General features: G+C 60.5%; 15 protein-coding genes. 7 read left to right on the forward strand and 8 right to left on the reverse strand.

Translation table 11 applies throughout. From position 1 onward, the window contains the following. Positions 1 to 2: 2 nt before the first annotated feature. The 3 genes from E5720_RS20970 to E5720_RS20980 are packed head-to-tail and all read right to left on the reverse strand — an operon-like array spanning position 3 to position 2,127. Positions 3 to 890: a M56 family metallopeptidase gene (locus E5720_RS20970; RefSeq protein WP_136172227.1), complete on the reverse strand. Its 888-nt coding sequence runs from the start codon at positions 888 to 890 to the stop codon at positions 3 to 5. Next, positions 887 to 1,288 (reverse strand): BlaI/MecI/CopY family transcriptional regulator, encoded by a 402-nt coding sequence (locus E5720_RS20975; protein WP_247596075.1) that lies wholly within the window; start codon positions 1,286 to 1,288, stop codon positions 887 to 889. The genes E5720_RS20970 and E5720_RS20975 overlap by 4 nt, the downstream gene beginning before the upstream one ends. Positions 1,289 to 1,311: 23 nt before the next feature. Continuing rightward, positions 1,312 to 2,127, reverse strand: coding sequence for a phosphatase PAP2 family protein (locus E5720_RS20980; RefSeq protein WP_168708397.1), 816 nt, complete (start codon positions 2,125 to 2,127; stop codon positions 1,312 to 1,314). A gap of 118 nt (positions 2,128 to 2,245) precedes the next feature. Here E5720_RS20980 and E5720_RS20985 point away from each other — a divergent pair, with 118 nt between their 5' ends. Next, on the forward strand, positions 2,246 to 2,926 hold the full coding sequence (locus tag E5720_RS20985) for a response regulator transcription factor (protein ID WP_136172230.1): 681 nt from the start codon (positions 2,246 to 2,248) through the stop codon (positions 2,924 to 2,926). An 84-nt stretch (positions 2,927 to 3,010) separates the two neighbouring features. Here the strand turns inward: E5720_RS20985 and E5720_RS20990 are convergent, their stop codons facing one another. From E5720_RS20990 to E5720_RS21000, 3 genes are all read right to left on the reverse strand, one after another. Then, complete coding sequence (locus E5720_RS20990; protein ID WP_136172231.1) at positions 3,011 to 4,249, reverse strand: phosphodiester glycosidase family protein; 1,239 nt, start codon at positions 4,247 to 4,249, stop codon at positions 3,011 to 3,013. 161 nt (positions 4,250 to 4,410) lie between these two features. Beyond that, positions 4,411 to 4,668, reverse strand: coding sequence for a hypothetical protein (locus E5720_RS20995; protein WP_136172232.1), 258 nt, complete (start codon positions 4,666 to 4,668; stop codon positions 4,411 to 4,413). 240 nt (positions 4,669 to 4,908) lie between these two features. After that, positions 4,909 to 5,706, reverse strand: a complete 798-nt coding sequence (locus E5720_RS21000) for a hypothetical protein (protein WP_136172233.1) — start codon at positions 5,704 to 5,706, stop codon at positions 4,909 to 4,911. 83 nt (positions 5,707 to 5,789) lie between these two features. On the opposite strand from E5720_RS21000, the gene E5720_RS21005 reads away from it, so the two are divergent. Continuing rightward, positions 5,790 to 7,193: an ATP-binding protein gene (locus tag E5720_RS21005; protein WP_247596076.1), complete on the forward strand. Its 1,404-nt coding sequence runs from the start codon at positions 5,790 to 5,792 to the stop codon at positions 7,191 to 7,193. A gap of 145 nt (positions 7,194 to 7,338) precedes the next feature. Here the strand turns inward: E5720_RS21005 and E5720_RS22320 are convergent, their stop codons facing one another. Next, positions 7,339 to 8,214, reverse strand: coding sequence for a sensor domain-containing diguanylate cyclase (locus tag E5720_RS22320; protein ID WP_136172234.1), 876 nt, complete (start codon positions 8,212 to 8,214; stop codon positions 7,339 to 7,341). A 527-nt stretch (positions 8,215 to 8,741) separates the two neighbouring features. Between E5720_RS22320 and E5720_RS21015 the strand changes: the two genes are divergently transcribed. Together E5720_RS21015 and E5720_RS21020 are read left to right on the forward strand one after the other, a co-directional pair. Continuing rightward, positions 8,742 to 9,917, forward strand: a complete 1,176-nt coding sequence (locus E5720_RS21015; protein WP_136172235.1) for a histidine kinase — start codon at positions 8,742 to 8,744, stop codon at positions 9,915 to 9,917. Next, positions 9,914 to 10,552 carry a response regulator transcription factor gene (locus E5720_RS21020; RefSeq protein WP_136172236.1) on the forward strand — a complete coding sequence of 213 codons (639 nt, stop codon included), beginning with the start codon at positions 9,914 to 9,916 and terminating at the stop codon, positions 10,550 to 10,552. The genes E5720_RS21015 and E5720_RS21020 overlap by 4 nt, the downstream gene beginning before the upstream one ends. Here E5720_RS21020 and E5720_RS21025 read toward each other — a convergent pair. Then, positions 10,549 to 12,081 (reverse strand): multicopper oxidase domain-containing protein, encoded by a 1,533-nt coding sequence (locus tag E5720_RS21025; RefSeq protein WP_136172237.1) that lies wholly within the window; start codon positions 12,079 to 12,081, stop codon positions 10,549 to 10,551. The two genes, E5720_RS21020 and E5720_RS21025, sit on opposite strands and share 4 nt — an antisense overlap. 529 nt (positions 12,082 to 12,610) lie before the next feature. Between E5720_RS21025 and E5720_RS21030 the strand changes: the two genes are divergently transcribed. From E5720_RS21030 to E5720_RS21040, 3 genes are all read left to right on the forward strand, one after another. Continuing rightward, positions 12,611 to 13,654, forward strand: a complete 1,044-nt coding sequence (locus E5720_RS21030; RefSeq protein ID WP_348769840.1) for a DASS family sodium-coupled anion symporter — start codon at positions 12,611 to 12,613, stop codon at positions 13,652 to 13,654. 94 nt (positions 13,655 to 13,748) lie between these two features. Beyond that, complete coding sequence (locus E5720_RS21035) at positions 13,749 to 14,381, forward strand: class I SAM-dependent methyltransferase (protein WP_136172238.1); 633 nt, start codon at positions 13,749 to 13,751, stop codon at positions 14,379 to 14,381. A 141-nt stretch (positions 14,382 to 14,522) separates the two neighbouring features. Further along, the gene (locus E5720_RS21040; RefSeq protein WP_136172239.1) at positions 14,523 to 14,789 is read left to right on the forward strand and encodes a GlsB/YeaQ/YmgE family stress response membrane protein; all 267 of its coding nucleotides are present in this window, start codon (positions 14,523 to 14,525) and stop codon (positions 14,787 to 14,789) included. Positions 14,790 to 15,284: the final 495 nt, after the last annotated feature.

Raw genomic sequence — 15,284 nt, forward strand, 5'->3', positions numbered from 1 at the left:
AGCTATTGGAAGACAGACGAAGGCGTTTCTCCGGCCTCCGGCACGATGACGTCCTGCGCCACGTCGAACAGCGCGATCGAGATCGACACGCATGCGGCTATCACCACCAGGCCGGCGACGACGACGGCGTAACGCTGGCGCTCCGGCGGGGGCTCCGTCAGAGCCCGCACGCGCCGGACGACGTCGCCACCGGTACTTGCAAGTTTCCGAGACTGCGCATCCCGCTCGAGATGACTGCGTAGCAACGCCGTTCGCGCGAGCGCAGACACGGTCACATTCCGGCCAAATGTTGCAGAATACTCATCTGCTTGGCGCTCCGCGGCATGCCGTACCCCCCCTACCAACGGGCGCAGCACCGGATCGAATTGGGCCGCGATCTCGCACATCTGGATCCATAGTGCATGGCGAAATCGCAGATGCGCACGTTCGTGTTCGATGACCGCATGCAATTCGGCATCGGACAGTACTTCGACGAGCCCCGTCGTAACGACGACGGCACCGCCACCCGATGGCACGGCAAAGGCGTCGGGCTCAGCGGAGTCGACGAGGACTGTTCCCCCTGGTGTGCGTGCTTCTGCTCCGAAGCGCGAGGCCATGGAAGAGCTGACTACAACCCGTCGAAAATGCCGTGACACCTCGATGAACCGCCAGAGAACCCACCCGAGGAGTGCAACACCCAGTACGACCATGAGGGGATTGGGCGAAGAAACCAGAACAGCAGACACTGCCACTAGCGAGGCAACAATCGAGAATGCGGTGACGACAGCGAGAATTGGAAACAGCACTATTGCAGTCGAAGGGGTGAATCGGTGATCGATGCGTTCGATGTTCATGCGAATCGCCAGCGAAACCACCCAGGGGAGCGCGGCAACGAACACGAGTAGAGTCACTGCCCGCGCTCATCCAGATCGCCTGCAGCAGGTGAGAGCAGACTGCGCAGCGTTGCCTCGTCCTCGGGGTCCAAGGCTGCGACGAAACTTGCCAGCACATCCGCACGCTTGTCCCGCTCACCGAGTTCGGTCCTCATACGCATCGCGGCACGAAGCGCGGGAATCTCGCCAACCGGCGCTGTGAGGGTGTAGACGAAGGATCGTCCTCGGCGTTCCCGCTCGACCAGACCTTTTCCATGGAGCCGAACCAGCGCCGTCATGACCGTGGTGTGGGCGAGTTCGGCGTCCAGATGTCCACGAGCCTCTGACACCGACAGCTCTCGATGCTCACCGAGTAACTGCACGATGGACTCTTCCAGCTGACCGGACGCTCGACGCACAGGTTTCACCTCAATCACTGATATACCTCGAGGATAGTGCACTACCGCGACACTGGACTGATGTGCCGGGGCGGTATGGGTTCGTCCGCGGTCGTGGCGTCGAGTCGGTGAAGCGCGTAGCCCCCGAGAGTTGCCATGGCCGCGGCGATGAGAGCGCCGGCGCAGACGTCGGTGAGCCAGTGGACTCCGAGATACATGCGTGTGCAGGCGACAACGACAGTGAGAGCGAGCGCGATACCGAGCAGCAGGGCGCGTACTGCCGTTGGGCGTCGCGCGCTGGCGATGAGCGCGATCATCATCAGTAGGGCTCCGCTGCCGGTGACGTGCCCTGATGGGAACGAGGGATCGGTTTCGATCATCAACTGCATCGACAGTGGTGGGCGGTCGCGGCCGACGATCAGTTTCAGTGCAGTGCACAGGATCGATGCTGCGGCTACCGTCGCAAGTAGCACCACCGCCGGGCCGTATCTCTTGGTTCTCCAGATCAGCGCCACCGCGACGAGGATGCCCAATGCTGCTGTTTCGGGTGGGCCACCTGCGGTGGTGATGGCGGTTGCCAGGTGATCGAGGGTGGAATTTCGGTGGTCGACGAACCATTGGGCGACGGGTGCATCGGCGCCGGTCAGAGCGCCTTTGCTGTGTACCGCGATGGCTAGGACCAGCACAGCGAAGGCGTAGCCCAGTGCGGAGAAGATCGCCGCGCGGGCTCCATTCTCGCGTGTCCTGAGCACTATCCCGAGTACGACGAGGGCGAGGGCTATCGCGAGACCGGCGGCTTCGACATCGGTGGAGGCGGCTTCGGTGAATACTTCGGTGACCGTTGAATGCACGGCGGACGTCGATGATGAGAGGAGCACGGCTTCAGCGTGCAGAAGTGCTCCTGAAGAATCGCTGAAAGCGTATCGCCGGTCACAGCAGGGGTCTGGTCTACTCCTGGTAGTCGGAGGTGCGAGATCTACCTGGATGGAGTTGTCGATGCGGGTACTGGTGGTCGAGGACGAGGTGCGTTTGGCTGAGATGGTGCGTCGCGGTTTGGTGGCGGAGGGTTTCACCGTCGAGGTCGAGCACGACGGTGACGAAGGGTTTCATTCTGCGGTCTGCGGGGAGTTCGATGCGCTCGTGCTCGACATCATGTTGCCGGGCAAGCATGGCTACGACATCGTGCGGGATCTGCGGGCGCAGGGTGTGTGGACTCCGATCCTGATGCTTTCGGCGAAGGACGGTGAATACGATCTGGCTGATGCGTTCGATCTAGGTGCGGATGACTATTTGATCAAACCGTTTTCTTTTGTGGTGTTGGTGGCGCGGTTGCGGGCGCTGGTGCGGCGTGGCGCTCCGGAGCGGCCGACGGTGTTGACGGCGGGGGATCTGGAGTTGGATCCAGCGCGGCACCGCGTCACCCGCAGTGGTGTGGAATTGGCGCTCACCCCACGCGAATACAGTGTGCTCGAGTTTCTGATGCGGCGCAGTGGGGTGGTGGTCACCAAGTCCGAGATCGTGCGATCGGTATGGGATGCCAACTATGATGGGGACGAGAACATCGTCGAGGTCTACATCGGTTACCTCCGCAAGAAGGTCGATCAGCCGTTCGGGCGCAAGAGCATCGAGACGATCCGGGGAGTCGGATACCGACTCGCAGCCGGTGCCGGCGACTGAACAACTCCGGTCCGGGGCAGAGGCGCACACTCGAAACCGCTGCCCGGTTGCCTGTCGTCTTTCCGAGCGGATGGTGTCGTGGCGTCAGCGCACACTCGACGTGATCGACACACTTTGTACGTCCGCTTGCATCGTCGTGGCGGAGGTATCGGTAGCGGCCCAGGGTTGGTTCGGTGTCGGCGACGCCAGTGTGAGGTAGAAGAAGTCGCGTTGGTCCGGTGTGAGGTAGCGGTCAGGCTTGTCTTGGATGGTGGGGAGCACTGCCGTCGGTGTCAGCGTTCCGGCGTGGTCGACTGCCCAGGAATTGAACTCGGTGAGTCCGCCGTGGATATCGAGCTCCATCCCGGTTACTGCTCCGGCGTCGAGGAGTGCCTGTGCGAGCGTGGGGAGATCGACTTTCGATGCCGCAAGGTAGACGAGGTCGCCGTGTGCGGTGGTGCCCAATGCTGAGCGCTCGGTGTATTGCAGTTGATTCTTCGCGCTGCCCCACCGGTTGTCGCCGTTCGATTGCAGACCCGCCGCGATCGATCCGTGATCCACGATCAGCGCCAGGTTCTGCCGGACAGCCACGATGTGCGGGTTGACCGCCGCACCACTTGTCCAGTCGATGACGCTCAGGCGTCCTGCATCGTCGACGACGGCAGAGGCTTGATTGTCCACTAGGCCCTGCATCGATGTCCCGTTCGAGAAGTATCCGCCGGCAATGTCTTTCATCTTCCACCCTGAATTGAACGCGGCCACCAGGCTGGGTATCCGAGCGCTGGGTACCGCGGCGGCAGTATTGTCGTCGGCGACGGGTTGGGACTTTCCCTCGACAATATGAGCGACCGTCGCTGAGCCCGAGACAAGGGCTACTCCAGCCACTGCGCTGCGATGGACCGGGTCCGGTTGAAACAGTGCGGTATAGGCGACGGGGATACCGTCTGCGCCGGTGCGGCCGGGGATCCAGGTCGGGGCAGGTGATCCTGCGACGGTCGGCAGGACTGGGAGGGTCCCGAACGAGGTTGCACTGCCGCCCGATAGTGCCCTCGCGGTGGCGTGTTGTGTGAGGTCGGGTTGAGTGTCCGGAGGTGGGCTCGCGTAGCGCCAGTTCTCGTACAGATTCAGGGCCGGGGCGCCGCCGTGGTCACGGATCCACGAGGAGGTTCTGTCGTTCCATGTTGCGTAGCCCGGGGCTGTCAGCGCCCGCACATACGACACCGACGCAAGCGAGAGTAGAACTAGCGCGGCGATTGCGAGCATCTTCCAGATCTTCACCTCGCGGTGTGAGATCTGCGAGTCCGCGCTGTGATCCGGCAGTGTCGGAAGGTTCGGTGCGAGCATGAGCGTCCCCTGACAGAAGTGGTCCGATCTATACCGATCATGCACGAGAGGTGCTGAAGGAACGCATGAAAGATGCTGTTGTACAAGAGGATAATGAGTTCGAAGTGAGGGCAGCGCCCGAAGGCTATCAACCTTCGGGCGCTACGGATTGGTTGGCGGAGTTACTGTCCCGGTGCGTCCGCGACATCACCGGGCCCAGGCAGGTCTACCGAGCCGGGTGCGTCGGGGGTGTCGCCTGCTTCTGGAACGTCCGCTGTGCCCGGTGTGTCGGGGGTGTCACCCGCTTCCGGTGTGTCGACGACACTGCTGTCCGGTGCTGCACTGTGATCGAGGGTATGTGCGGCAGCGATCCCGCCACCGATGGATGCTCCGGCCAGCAGGACGGCGGCTACTGCAACGATCTTGTTCTTGATGTTCACGAGGTTCCTTCGGTCGACGGGTGCACAATTCATGCGTGGGGTACATGTCCGAATATGCCTGCGGGCTCCTGAAGGATCCCTGTGGAGAGCTGAGAGGGTGAGACTCGTTCCCGTTGCACAACTTCGGTACCGCTACGCACCCAGTACGGGCTGCTCCAACTCGGTGCGATCAGCACGCCCGGTGACCAGCGATATCCTGGTGTGGCCACTGGGCGACGTCGCCCTACCCTTCGCGTGGTGTCACGCCTTCGCCGCGTCTCTGACATCTGCGCTGTCGAATGTGGTGTCGAGGACGTCGGCCTTGGTGATGCTCAGGTATGCCACGGAACCGACGATGGCAATCACGAATACGGCGGTGACGAGGGTCGGTCCGAGTCCGAGGCCGCCAGCATTTTTGTCCTGGGTCAGGTAGTCACCGATGGAGGCGCCGAGTGGGCGGGTGACGATGTAGGCGATCCAGAATGCGAGGACGGCATGGAGCCGTAGGGCGTAGTGCGCGGCGGTGACCAGGGCGATGATGGCGGCGAAGATGAGCGCCGAGGTGAGGTATCCCAGTTTGTACTGCTCTGCGACGAGGTCCCCGGCAGCGGTGCCGAGTGCGAAGGTGAACAGGATTGCGAGCCAGTAGAACCCTTCGCGGCGGCGTGTTCGGATGCTGTGAATCGAGAGTGTTCCTTCGGTGATGTACCAGGCTGCGAAGGTGAGGATCAGTCCGGCGGTGAAGAATCCGGTACTTGTTGCCAGTGGAACGCCGAAGTTGTCGGTGAGATTGTCGGTGATCAGCGTGCCGGCGACGCTGATCAGGATGACCACCAGCCAATAGATCCATGGCACGTAACGTCGGAGGGTGAACTGGTAGATCAGCGCTGCGGCCAACATGATGCCGATGACGATGGTGGTCCCGGTGAGACCGAACCCGAGATCCACGTTGAGTGCGTCGGCGGCTGTCTCCCCGACGGTAGTTCCCAGGATTTTGATGATCCAGAAGTACAGCGTCACCTCGGGGACTTTGCTCGCCAACATGCGTGTGGTGGTCATGGACAACGACTCTGGCAGGGTATTCCTGAAGAGATGCTGAAGATGGTCGTTGTCTTCGGCGCTGCAGGTAGGACACTGGGGGCGTGAGTTTCTACCTCGATGTGTTGCGGCCACGACGTTGGACCGTGCGGGTGCGTTCGGCGGTTGCTACGACCCTGGTGCTTGCTGTGTGTTTGATCGGTGCCGGTAGTGCGTTGTTGAGTGTTCTTTACAGCTCTCTCGAATCCTCTGCCCGTACTGCTGCGGTGGCACGCGCGGTGCAGGTCTGCGAGCAGCTCGAGTCCGATTCACCGTCGCAGATCGACGATTCGTTGTTGGCTACCGATGGTCAGATCGGGATTCTGCAGGTCATCGACGCGTCCGGAGTGGTGCGGGCTTCTTCGAGTGGGGATGGTGATGCGCCGTTGTCGACTTTCCAGGTTCCGTCGTCGACCACGCAGGATCTGGGGCGTGTCGAGGTCGGCGAGAGTGGCGATTTCTGGGTGACGGGCCGCGGTGCGACGACGCGAGAGGGGCCGGTGACGGTGTTGGTGGGTGCCGACCGGGAGCCGGTCGAAGACGTCGTCACCACGGTTGCGGTTCTACTGGCAATCGTTGGCCCCATTGTGATCGCGCTCGTCGCGTTGGCGACGTACCGACTCGTCGGTGCGGCGTTGAGCCCCGTCGAACGTATCCGGACCCGGGTGGCATCGATCTCCAATGGCCAACTGGGGGAGCGGATTCCGGTTCCGGAAGCACATGACGAGATCGCTCGACTTGCGGTGACCATGAACGAGATGTTGGAGCGCCTCCACGCCGGTCAGCGTGCGCAGCAGCGGTTTGTCAGTGATGCTTCGCATGAGCTTCGGAGTCCGCTTTCGACGATCACTGCTGCTCTCGAGCTTGCCGCAGCACGGCCGGAGTTGATCGATGCGACATTGATAGACGATTCGCTCCTTCCCGAAGCGCGACGGATGCGGGGGTTGATCGAAGATCTTTTATGGCTTGCTCGTTCGGACGAAAAGCAGACCGCCGCCAGCGCAGTCGACGTCGACCTCGACGATCTGCTCTATGAGGAGGGCAAACGTGTCGGATCGATGTCGGAGGTGACTGTTCGAACGTCGATTGTTCCTGTTCGGGTGACCGGGGATCAGCAGGCGTTGGCGCGGATGGTGCGCAACATTGTCGATAACGCAGTTCGGCACGCGAACAGTCGAGTGGAATTGTCCTGTGCGGAGTCGGGTGGGTCTGCTCTGATCACAGTCGATGATGATGGACCGGGTATTGCCGAGTCGGAGCGAGTGCGAGTGTTCGATCGGTTCGTCCGCCTGGACTCCTCTCGGACACGCGACGAAGGCGGTGCGGGACTGGGCTTGGCTATTGTCGCCGGCACGGTTGCGGCACATGGTGGGTCGGTGACCGTTCTTCGGTCGCCACTGGGTGGAGCTCGTTTCGAGGTCAGACTCCCCATGGGATCGATAAGTGAGTCCAAAGACAACAGGACTTGATCACGTCACGGTGGTTGCCACCGGATACGAGGCGGGCGCTGACCCGATGGCATCAGAAAACGATGTAAGCGCGCCCACAACGAACCCGACGGGCACCGGTTGTGAATTCGACGTGATCTCGGTGGGGCTTGGCAGCGGCCATACATCAGGCCAGGTCATCGTGTTTATCGTACATTCGACCACCGCCGTCTCGCTTGGCGCGGTAGAGCAACACGTCGGCGCGATCGAAGCAGTCGAAGAGGGTTTCGCGCTGCTGCAGCGCAGTGAATCCAGCCGAGAATTGCTGACCGTCGGGAACGACCGCCGCGATGTCGGTAAGAATTCGACGCGCCTGTATGACGTCGATTCCGGGTAGAGCCAATGCGAATTCTTCACCACCCCAACGAGCAAACAGGGTCTGCGGACCGAGGATGCCGCGCGCAGCTGCGCTGAACGTGGTGAGCAGTTGGTCGCCGGCGGGGTGGCCGTGCGTGTCGTTGTACGCCTTGAACCGATCGAGATCGATCATCGCCAGTATGAGTGAGTCGGTGCATTGCGGAGGGTAGTGCAGCCGGTGCAACCCTTCTCGCCAACCACGGCGATTGAGCAAACCGGTGAGAGGATCAGTCGTTGCTGCGGCCTGCAACATGTCTTCGGCGATTCGGCGTTCGGTCGTATCGTGGATGACCGAAGCAGTCCATGTCCGGCCATCCGGTGCCGTGACAGCGACTGCGGAGACCCATGCCCATCTCAGCGTGCCATCTGGGCGGACATACCGCTTCTCGAGCCGGAGCACCTGGCCCTGCTCTCGTGCTCCTGCCATTAACTGCGCCATCGCCGCATGCTGTGCGAGATCGTCGGGATGGGTGAATTCGCGGGAGGATCGACCGGCAATCTCTCCCCAGGTGCGTTGGACCATCGCGCAGTAGGCGTCGTTCGCGGCCATCAGCAAGCCCTGCTCGTCGGCTAGTGCTATCGCGACGGTGCTCGCGTCGAACAATGCGCGGTACCAGTGCTCGTCTACGCCTTTGAATGTATTCATGTTCCTGCTGACCTTCTCGTTTCCTACTGGGCACCTTTATCTTGTCAGAGCACGGCAGCGCCTAAGTTGTCCAAAATGGCAGCACCCGAGACCCTTGCGAGAAGTCCCAGTTCGACGAGCACACGTTGCGCCTTGAGTGACTGCAGGGTCAGTAGTGCCGCCTCCGTCCCGTTGGGCTGGATGCCGCTAATCGATCGGGGAGCCGCAGGGCTACATTCCCCCTTTGTCAGCCTAGTGATATCGCTGCACCCCCTCGGCGGTCGCGACTTTCCGTTTGGTCCCTTGGGGGCCACGTTCGTTGGGCAATATTAGAACATGTTTCAGTTCTGTCTCGAATTGTGGTTGTGACAGGCGGTTTGATGACGCCTGTCAGTTTTGTGTGTGTGCGCGACGTCGGAGTAGTTTTACCCCAATAGGTGAAGTGTGTAGCTTCAGGCGACGCAGCTGAGGTCATCAAGTCGTTGGTGTGGCGTCCCAATGGTCGTGACCACCGACGGCGAGCGAGGTGGTTCCCCTACGGTGGTGTGATGATCGACATTCCGGTGCGTAGGACGATTCGTTTTGCTCCGATGGCGTTGGTTCCGATCCTGCTGATTGCCAGCACCTTCCCGGGCGAGTTCTATGTACCGTTGAGCTACTGGTTTCTGGGGTGCGCATCGGCAGTAGTCTTCAGCGTTGGGGATAGGGCACCGCTCGTTGCGTCCATCACGCTGTCGGCGTTGTCCGTTCCACTGTTCGCCGCGCAAGCCTGGGGCGTGTCGGAGCTTGTGCCCTACCTCGGCGCCGTATCGCTGGGCGAGGTTGCTTTGCGCTCGTCCCGAGCATCTCGAGTTTTCGCGACTATGGTCTGGACAGGTGCGTTGGTGCTCGGGGCGTGGCTCGACCACCCCGATGCCTTCTGGCGCTGGACTACAGTCGCTTCGACTGCATTGTTCGTCGGGCTCCCCGTGCTGCTTGGTCTTTACATTCGCGCGCAGCGCGAGCTTGCGGCGACCTATCAGGAACGTGCCGCAGATGCAGAAGCCAGGACGGTAACAGCTGAAATCAGTGCACGCTCAGCTGAGAGAACCGCTGTGGCAAGAGAATTGCATGATCTCGTCGCGCACCACATGGCGTCGATCGTCCTGCGGATAGGAGTGGCACGACATGTACTCGGAAGGGTCGATCCGCGTGTGGACGCAGTTCTCGATGATGTGCACCTCACAGCATCCGACGCACTGGCCGATATCCGTCGACTTCTTGCCGCGCTTCGCGAACCGTCTTTGAACGAAGTGCCTCTGGTGGACCCAGGTGCCGTCCGATCTGAAATCTACGCGGCTATCGAACGCACTCGGCGCGCCGGATACGAAGTGGTGGCCGACGTGGACGCTGATATCTGCGAACTCGACGCCATCAGCAGGCTCTCGTTGCTGAGAATTGTGCAGGAGTCGTTGACGAACGTGATGAAACACGCAGCGACTGGATCGGCTGTAAATCTGTCGATAGCCCGCAAGGGCGCAGGGTTCTCGGTTCGAATCATCAATACTGGAGTCGAAAGCATGCCGCCTAGCGGCGAGGGATACGGAGTCATCGGCATGCAAGAACGCATCGCCCTGGTGGGTGGACAACTAGTGACAACAGCAACCGTCGACGGATGGGAACTCGACGCGTGGATCCCCGCCACAGCAGCCGCCGCCCCCACCACACCTGGGCACACGCTGTGATCCGGTTGACGATCATCGACGATCAACGCTTGATACGTGCCGGCCTTCGCATGTTGTGCGAGTCGACACCGGATCTGGCCGTTGTCGGCGAGGGATCCAACGGCTTGGAGGCAATTCGGTTGGCCGCCGAATTCTCACCCGATGTGACCTTGATGGATCTCGGAATGCCCGGTCTCGGCGGTATCGAGGCAACGAGACAGATCGTGGCATCCAACCCTGCATCGAAGGTGCTGGTGCTGACGACGTTCGATGACGACGACCATCTTTACCCTGCGTTGGCGGCCGGTGCCGCCGGGTTTCTGGTGAAGGACACCTCGCCGGTCGACTTGCTGAGCGCTATCAGGCGGACGGCCGACGGAGACTTCTTGTTCTCCCCGGAGCTCATGCGTCGAATCGTCGATCGCGCGCTTACCGCCTCTTCGGACATCGCGGATGCAGCGGTCCCGGCGGTGTCGTTGACTATGCGCGAACATGATGTGCTGGAGCTTGTCGGCGAGGGGCTGAGCAATCGAGACATCGGCGATCGACTGCATATCGGTGTTACCACGGTGAAATCGCATATCTCGAATTTGATGGAGAAGACCGGTCGCGACAACCGAGTACGTCTCGCGATATTCGCCAAGGGAATGGGCTAGTGGTGCATGCCTTCAAAATTCGGCATCGATTCCATACCTGATATGTCGGCGGAGGAGCTTATTGTCTGCGATGCTTGTGTGCCCGGCTCGACCACGACGAACTGTCCCATCATTCCCTGGTCTTCGTGCATGAGCATGTGGCAGTGATACATGTACGGCGCTGTCGGGTCGGTGTAGTGGCTGAACCGCAATGCCAGCCGTATCTGTTGCCCGGGTGGCGTGTACACGGTGTCTTTCCATCCGTCGAGTTCTGGTGGTGGGGGCGTCCCGTTGATATCGACGATCTGAAACTGAGCGTCGTGTACATGGAAGTTGTGTGGCCAGTTGTCGACGTTTTTCACCGCCCACACCTCGGTGGTATCGACGACGGACGCAAAATCGATCCGGTTCATATCCATTCTCGCGCCGTTTATCATGAACCATTGTAAGTCGAATTCCCGCTCCGCTGTGCCGGTTCCAACTTCCAACCGCGGTAGGACCGATAGGACTGCCGGGAGTTTCGGTGATACTTCGAGCTGCTTCCGTCCGCGAAGTTCGAGGATGTCGAAGGTATCTGCAAAGCCGAAGGAGTCGGCGGATTTCTGATCCAGCCCGCCGCGATCGTCGATTGGAAACGATCGCAGCATCGAATGGGTGCCCCCGTCAATATGTACAACTACCTCGACGCGCTCACCTGGGCTGATCTGAATCCTGCTCAACGGCAGCGGCTCTGCGAGCAAGCCGCCGTCGGTTGCCACGAGCTGGAACTCGCGGAAATCATCGAATCCGAGGTTGTACAGGCGGCCAGACGATCCGTTGAGGATGCGGAGCCGAATGCTCTCGGTAGTGACGGGAAGGAAAGCCCCAGCGACCCCGTTGGTGACGATGGTGTCACCCAACAGTCCAATATTTGTGGAGTCCGACTCATCGAGGCTGCCGTCCTCCTCGAATCGACGATCCTGAATGATCAGCGGTACGTCGTCCACTCCGTAGTCACCGGGCAGTTCGAGTGAGTCGGAAACATCATCGTCGATGATGAAAAACCCTGCGAGCCCCCGATACACGTGCTTTTCTGATGAACCGTGCGGATGCGGGTGGTACCACAGTGTCGCGCTCGGCTGGCCGATGGTCCATGTAGGTTCCCACTTGTCCCCGGGGTCGATCGTTTGATGGGGTCCACCGTCGAACCGAGCTGGAACGTGCATTCCGTGCCAATGCACGGTCGTCGGTTCGGGCAGAGAATTTTCGACGGTGAAAGCCACAGTCTCGTCGCGACGAGCACGCAACGTCGGCCCCAATATAGAACCGTTGTACCCCCATGTGGCCGTCGTCGTTCCGCTGATTAGTTCCGCTGCGCCGGCCGCTGCGACCAGGTGAAAATGGCGTGTGCCGTTGGCATCGACCGTGGGGTCGGCTATGGGCGGTATCGGCAACTGCCGCAACGTCGACGCTCGAGCCCGCTCGTTCTCGCCGTCGCCACATCCGGCGAGTATCACGATCGGTGTGGCGGCAAGGCCTGTCAAGAAGTGCCTTCTGGATAGTTGTTTCACGATGCTCCTCGTTCGGGCGGGACAGTGTGATGTCCCGAACCTTCCCGACCAGTCTTCCTAATTGGGGCGGTTGAATCCTCCATCCGACGGGCCCCCCGCTGCGGTGAGCCCTCCTACCCAGGTACCTGCCGTAGAAGCTGTACCCGTGATAGAAGGTTGATTGCGTTCGTACTGCGGCGAGTCGGTCAAAGAGCTGCGCCGAGTGTCGAACGAGGGGTGTTCGGGTGCGCAATGGCGTTACGCGGACGGGTTCGACGAAGTCGATCAGCAGTCGGCCGGTGAACGCGCTGACGAGGTGTAGCCAGGTCGGCGGAAGCGCCAATGGATCGGACTCGCCGCCGGTGTACTGATGGCTGTATTCGTCTACGCGATTATGCCGGCACCAAGCCGACGATGGTGATCGCCGGATTCTTGATCGCGACGGGTTTTCTGTCGATATGGGTCTCGAATACCGTCCCCGCGGTCATGATGATCCCCATCGGGCGTCTCGGTTCTGGTTCTGGTGCTCGACATCGCAAAGGAGGCCGAGGTGGAGCACACCACGGAAGAATCTGGCACAGACACCTCCGCACAGGCACGTTCGACGTCGGCCGATGACGTGCCGACCGACACGACGGTCTCGGAGGCGGTGATCAAAAGCAAATTCGGGACCGCTCTGATGTTGGGCATTGCCTACGCTGCTTCGATCGGCTCTTTGGGGACGATCATCGGAGCACCCCCCAATACCTTGCAAGTGGGTTATTTGGAGGGCGAGGGAATCACCATCGGATTCTTCGAATGGATGGTTGCCGCAGTGCCACTCACCGTCGTTCTGCTCGTTGTCGCGTGGTTTTTGCTCACTCACGTCTTGTTCAAGCCCGAGATCGACGACATCCCCGGCGGTAAGCAACTCATCAGGGGAGAACTCGATGCTGTGGGGAAGATGTCACAGGGTGAAATCCGGGTGGCGGTCATCTTCTTTCTGGTAGCCACATCCTGGGTCGCGGTTCCGCTGATTTTCGATGACCCACCGACCTCCGACACCGGCATCGCGATGACCGCGGCTATTCTGTTGTTCTTACTCCCCAGCGGAGGTAAAGCAGGAGTGCGTCTGATCGACTGGGAGACAGCAATCAAGCTGCCCTGGGGGGTATTGCTTCTGTTCGGCGGTGGACTCGCCCTATCGGCCCAGTTTCAGTCCAGCGGCCTGACCGATTGGATCGGTAGTGTGGCAGCGGGTCTCGACACGATCCCTGTGATCCTGTTAATCGTGGTGACAACGACCGCAACCATCTTCCTGACCGAGCTCACCAGCAACACCGCGACAGCTGCGACATTCCTTCCGTTCGCAGGTGGCGTGGCGATGGGCATGGACCTCGATCTGCTGCTTCTGACGATTCCGGTCGCGCTCGCAGCAACCTGCGCGTTCATGCTGCCGGTGGCGACACCACCGAACGCCGTCTCGTACGCGAGTGGTTACATCACGATCGGTCAGATGATGCGAGGTGGCCTGTGGCTCAACCTCATCGCGATCGCTCTGATCACCGTCGCCAGTTATACGGTCTTTGCCTGGTCCTTGGGAATCGCGTCGTGACGACCTACTAGGTGTGAGATGGCATGCTGGGATGTTGTAAGACAAACAGCTCTGCCAGGAACAAACATTCGACACGACGAAAAAGGTATGAGTGATGTCAGGGGACTCGGTACACCGACTCGAGCGGTGGCAACGATATTGGAACAAGCAATCGGCCAACTACGACAAACATATGACATTCCTCGATCGTGTTCTTTTTCGAGACACCAGATCGTGGATCTGCGCCCGCGCCGAAGGTCGGGTGCTGGAGATTGCCGTCGGTACTGGCCTCAATCTGAACCACTACCCACCTGACATCGAATTGACCGGCATCGAACTCAGCCCGGAGATGCTTGCTCGCGCAGGCAACAAGTCCAAGGAAGCCATGCCCAGAGCGCAACTTATGCTTGGTGACGCGCAGGCCCTGACCTTCGACGACGCATCCTTCGATACGGTCGTCTGCACGTTCTCCCTCTGCGCAATACCTGATCCCGATGCGGCACTGGCCGAGATGACGCGTGTCCTTCGGCCCGGAGGGACATTGCTGCTGGCCGACCATGTGTCTTCGTCCATTCGGGTCGTTCGATGGCTTCAACGAGTCATCGAGTTGATCAGCATCCCGATGGGGGGCGAGCACTTCCTGCGACGACCCTCCGACTCCGTCAGCCGCAACCGAAACTTCACCATCGAGGAAATCGACCGGTTCACTCTCGGGCTGGTCGAACGTTTGCGGGCACAACGGCTATGAGTGCCGATGTCGTAGCGAGGACACACTTGCCGACCATCCACCGTATTACCTGAACATCTCGGGTCGGTTCGCATACTCTGGCCTGACAATCAGTGCTCCCATGCATAACGAACGTGCACTCTGAAAGGCTAGGTCGCATCAGTGCTGATCATAGGAATAATTCTCTTCGGTCTTCTGATAGGCGCCGGCGCGCAGTTGATCTTGGGAAAGTCCAAGACCGGCATGGACTGGACGCTGGCGTTCACCGCCGGCATCGTGGGCTCCTTCGTAGGCGGCTTGGTGGTGAGTTTGATTGCCGGCGACGGAATATCGCTGCGGCCGAGCGGAATCATCGGATCACTGCTTGGAGCATTGCTCGTCACGGCATTGTGGCAGCGGTTCAGCCCGGCCAGATCGAACTCGCAGTAGCGCGAAAAGATTCAAGCAGACGCGTCAGGCTCCGCGAAAAAGTCCTGGCCTCTTCTCGACGAACGCGGTGATGGCCTTCCGACTTCAAAGGTATGCACATTCCACCTCGCTCACTCGTTGCCGGAGCGCCCGCCAAAGTGCGGCGTGAACTGTGAGTGACGACGAGGTTCACACTGCGAACCGAGCGCAGCGCGTATCCAGAGTTGCTGGAGAAACCTACGGTCGCGGGGCTGTCTGATCGATCGGCGGGATCGTTCGGTTTCGCTTCATAACATTCTGTCCTCGTCTTCTTCTACAGATTTTCGCCCGCCATCGTGGCCTGTGCTCGATGCTCAGCACCGGCCTGGTTGGAGTTGTCACCCCAGGTTGCGCTCAGGTTTGCGCGGTAAATTCGATCGGTGAGCTCTCGTCGAAGTCTGTCAAAGGGAAGGCCTCACGGCAGACACGCTCATGTCGTCCCTCGTTCGCCCAGAGTCGGGCGCTTCGCAGCAGCTT

It is taken from the genome of Rhodococcus sp. PAMC28707 (assembly GCF_004795915.1).
Lineage (GTDB): Bacteria > Actinomycetota > Actinomycetes > Mycobacteriales > Mycobacteriaceae > Rhodococcoides.

Excerpts from the sequence above, each read along its gene's own strand:
- E5720_RS20985 (WP_136172230.1), top strand. The coding sequence starts at position 2,246 with ATGCGGGTACTGGTGGTCGAGGACGAGGTGCGTTTGGCTGAGATGGTG.
- E5720_RS20990 (WP_136172231.1), bottom strand. The coding sequence starts at position 4,249 with ATGCTCGCACCGAACCTTCCGACACTGCCGGATCACAGCGCGGACTCG.
- E5720_RS21000 (WP_136172233.1), bottom strand. The coding sequence starts at position 5,706 with ATGACCACCACACGCATGTTGGCGAGCAAAGTCCCCGAGGTGACGCTG.
- E5720_RS22320 (WP_136172234.1), bottom strand. The coding sequence starts at position 8,214 with ATGAATACATTCAAAGGCGTAGACGAGCACTGGTACCGCGCATTGTTC.
- E5720_RS21015 (WP_136172235.1), top strand. The coding sequence starts at position 8,742 with ATGATCGACATTCCGGTGCGTAGGACGATTCGTTTTGCTCCGATGGCG.
- E5720_RS21035 (WP_136172238.1), top strand. The coding sequence starts at position 13,749 with ATGTCAGGGGACTCGGTACACCGACTCGAGCGGTGGCAACGATATTGG.